Source organism: Saccharomonospora azurea NA-128 (genome assembly GCF_000231055.2).
Lineage (GTDB): Bacteria > Actinomycetota > Actinomycetes > Mycobacteriales > Pseudonocardiaceae > Saccharomonospora > Saccharomonospora azurea.
Genome location: NZ_CM001466.1, coordinates 199,443 through 202,853, shown reverse-complemented (window position 1 = coordinate 202,853; position 3,411 = coordinate 199,443). Strand labels below are relative to the sequence as shown.

4 protein-coding genes and 1 tRNA gene are annotated in these 3,411 nt (G+C 73.3%); 2 read left to right on the top strand and 3 right to left on the bottom strand.

The annotated features are described in order from the left end of the window. Positions 1-1,079: L-seryl-tRNA(Sec) selenium transferase (selA, locus tag SACAZDRAFT_RS00995; protein ID WP_408638062.1), on the bottom strand; the 1,079-nt coding region annotated here is incomplete at its 3' end. A gap of 68 nt (positions 1,080-1,147) precedes the next feature. Beyond that, a tRNA-Sec gene (locus tag SACAZDRAFT_RS00990) sits at positions 1,148-1,239 on the bottom strand. Positions 1,240-1,311: 72 nt separating this feature from the next. Between SACAZDRAFT_RS00990 and selD the strand changes: the two genes are divergently transcribed. After that, positions 1,312-2,304, top strand: coding sequence for a selenide, water dikinase SelD (gene selD / locus SACAZDRAFT_RS00985; RefSeq protein ID WP_040927602.1), 993 nt, complete (start codon positions 1,312-1,314; stop codon positions 2,302-2,304). Between the two features lie 91 nt (positions 2,305-2,395). Next, complete coding sequence (locus SACAZDRAFT_RS00980) at positions 2,396-2,935, top strand: YbhB/YbcL family Raf kinase inhibitor-like protein (RefSeq protein ID WP_005437804.1); 540 nt, start codon at positions 2,396-2,398, stop codon at positions 2,933-2,935. Positions 2,936-2,975: 40 nt separating this feature from the next. On the opposite strand, the gene SACAZDRAFT_RS00975 is transcribed toward SACAZDRAFT_RS00980, so the two are convergent. Beyond that, on the bottom strand, positions 2,976-3,411 hold a 436-nt coding region (locus tag SACAZDRAFT_RS00975), incomplete at its 5' end, for an aldehyde dehydrogenase family protein (RefSeq protein ID WP_005437802.1).

The window sequence follows — 3,411 nt, the reverse complement described above, 5'->3', positions numbered from 1 at the left end:
GCCGCCGTACTGGCGACAGCGACCGCGTCCACACCGAAGCGGGCCAGCGTGGCGGCGAGTCGGTCGGCGCGGGTGCGCAACGTCGCGGGGTCCGTGTCGAGGAACCGCCGCACCGGGGGCACCGGACCGCGCAACGTCGCTTCGAGCGCGGCCAGCGTCAGCTTGTCCACCCGCAACGCTCGGGCCGCGGGGTGGCGCCGCAACCGGCGCACGAGGTCGGGCCGCCCGAACAGCAGGCCCGCCTGCGGACCGCCGAGCAGCTTGTCCCCGCTGGCGGTCACCACAGCGGCTCCGTCGGCGAGCGCACTCGCCGCGTCGGGCTCGTCGGGCAGGCGTGGGTGAGCTCGCAGCAGGCCGGAACCGATGTCGGCCACCACGGGCGCCCCGAGTCCGGTCAGCTGTGACACCGGGACACCGGAGGTGAAACCGCTGATCCGGAAGTTCGACGGGTGCACCTTGAGCACGAAGCCGGTGTCCGGGCCGATCGCGTCGGCGTAGTCGGCGAGGTGAGTGCGGTTGGTGGTCCCGACCTCCCGCAGCCGCGCCCCCGCCGAGGTGACGAGGTCGGGGATGCGGAAGGAGTCGCCGATCTCCACCAGCTCGCCGCGGCTGATGACGATCTCCTTGCCGGGGGCGAGCACCAACGCGCACAGCAGCAGCGCGGCGGCGTTGTTGTTGACGACGTGCACGCCGTCGACCCCGCCCGCCTCGGGAAGCGCCTCGGCCAGGGCCGCGAGCGCTCCCTGCCCTCGGCGGGCACGGAGTCCGGTGGCGAGGTCGAACTCGACGTCCGTGCCGCCCGCCGCCGCGGTCACCGCGCGCACCGCCGCAGGCGAGAGCGGCGCACGGCCCAGGTTGGTGTGGACGAGCACGCCGGTGGCGTTCAGCACCTCGCGCAGCGACGACGCCGTGGACGGGAGACTCGCCACCGCCTCGTCGGCCACGGCCTCCGGTGCGATCTCCCCCGCCCGTGCGCGGTCCTGGGCCACGGTGACGGCCCGCCGCACGAGACGTCGGCCGAGATCGTCCACCGCCTTGGCCAACCGGGGCTCGGCGAGGAGGACGTCGGTGCGCGGAATCCGCCTGCGCGGATCAACGCCGGAGTCCGCGTCGGACACGGACGCCTCCTCCCGAGTACCGGTCGTCGCGGAGGCGAACGGGAATCGAACCCGCCAACGACGGTGTCCGCCGTTCAACGGTTTTGAAGACCGCGCCGGTCACCAGGCCGGAAGCGCCTCCCTGGGACATACCGACATCGTGCCAGCAAGATTCACCCTGTGCAGTGCGACGGTTCCGGGCAGCATGGAAACCATGGCACATCGACTGACCCAGTACGCCCACGGCGGTGGGTGCGCGTGCAAGATCCCGCCCGGAGAGCTGGAGGAGATCGTGCGGGGGCTCGGCGGCACCGGGCCGACCGCTCCCGCGGGAGAACTGCTGGTCGGACTCGACGGCGGCGACGACGCGGCGGCCGTGCGCCTCGACGGCGACAGGGCGGTCATCGCGACCACGGACTTCTTCACGCCCGTCGTGGACGACCCGTACGACTGGGGACGGATCGCCGCGACCAACGCCCTGTCCGACGTCTACGCGATGGGCGGGACTCCGCTGGTGGCGTTGAACCTGCTGTGCTGGCCGCGGGAGACGTTGCCGTTCGAGCTCGCCTCCGAGGTGCTCCGCGGCGGCGCGGAGGTCTGTGCCGAGGCGAACTGCCACCTCGCGGGCGGGCACAGCGTCGACGACCCGGAACCGAAGTACGGCCTCGCGGTCACGGGTCTCGCGTCGGCGGAGGCGTTGCTGCGCAACGACGCCGGGCGGCCGGGCCTGCCGCTGTCGCTGACGAAACCCCTCGGCGTGGGTGTGCTCAACACCCGGCACAAGGCGACCGGCGAGGTGTTCGGCGAGGCCGTCGAGGTGATGACCACGCTCAACGCGGAGGCCGCCAGGCAGGCCGTCGCGGCGGGTCATCGCTGCGCCACCGACGTCACCGGGTTCGGGTTCCTCGGCCACCTCTACAAGCTGGCCCGCGCCAGCGGGGTGACGGCGGTGGTCGACTCCTCCGCCGTGCCGGTGCTGGACGCGGCGCGCGTGGCCGTGCGCGAGGGCTACGTCTCGGGCGGGACCCGCCGCAACCTCGACTGGGTGCGCCCGTACACCGACCTCACGAACGTCTCCACCGACACCGCGTTGCTGCTCGCCGACGCACAGACTTCGGGCGGGCTCCTGGTCGCGGGCGAGGTGCCGGGGGCTCCGGTGGTCGGAGAGCTGGTGCCGCGAGGCGAACACGTCGTCGTGGTGCGCTGACGAGCACGCCGATCCCGGCCGCGGCGGTTAACCGGGCGGGGACCCGGGAACGCGGTGAGGCGAGGCAGCCTGACCGCGAAGGAGTGACGACATGTCCGAGGCCGACCGCGCGACCGGACCAGCGGGTGCCAGGGGAACCAGTCGGGACGATCCTTCGATCGACGAACCTCCGCGGGCGCTGTCGAACGGTCTGGAGCTGCGCTCCCCCGCGTTCAACGACAACACCTACATCCCGGAGCGCTACTCGCGTCAGGGCGGCAACGAGGTCCCTCCCCTGCAGTGGACCCACGTTCCCGACGGGACGGAGGAACTCGCGCTGGTGTGCGAGGACCCGGACGCGCCGGGAGGGGTGTTCGTGCACTGGGTGGTCACGGCGATCCCACCGGACGTCGGCAGCATCGAGGAGGCCGCACCGAGCAACGCGACCCTCGGTCGCAACAGCTTCGGCGATCTGGGCTGGGGCGGGCCGCAACCGCCGGTGGGCGACGACCCGCACCGCTACTTCTTCCGCCTCTACGCGGTCGACCGTCCGCTGGGGCTCGGCGAGGGGGCCACGGCCGAGGACGTGCACGCCGCCGACGACGGTCACGTGCTGGCCACGGGCACGCTCGTCGGCCTGTTCGCTCGCTGACCCCGGGCCGGGCCGCGGTTCTGGGTCGGCGAGCCGGGCCTCACGGTGCGGGTTCGAGATGCACGACCTTGGTCGCGGTCAGCTCGTCGAGCAGTTCGGGGCCGTAGCCGTAGCCGTGGCCGCTCGCCCGGCGAGGGTGGGCGGCGCCACCCGGCGCGCCGCCGAACACGGCGTTGACCTTCACCGTGCCCACGGGCAGTGAGCGCCATGCGTGCTGCGCGTGCTCCATGGATCGGGTCAGCACGGTCGCGGCGAGTCCGTAGATGTCGTCGCAGGCGCGGGCGAGGGCCTCGGCGAAGTCGTCCACGACGCACACGGGCGCCACCGGACCGAACGTCTCCTCCCGCAGGACCCGCATGGCCGGGTCGCAGTCGGTGAGCACTGTGGCGGGGTAGAGCGAGCCGGGTCCGTCGGGCACGGCGCCGCCGGCGCGCAGCCGCGCCCCCGCCGCCACGGCGTCGGTCACGTGCTCGTGC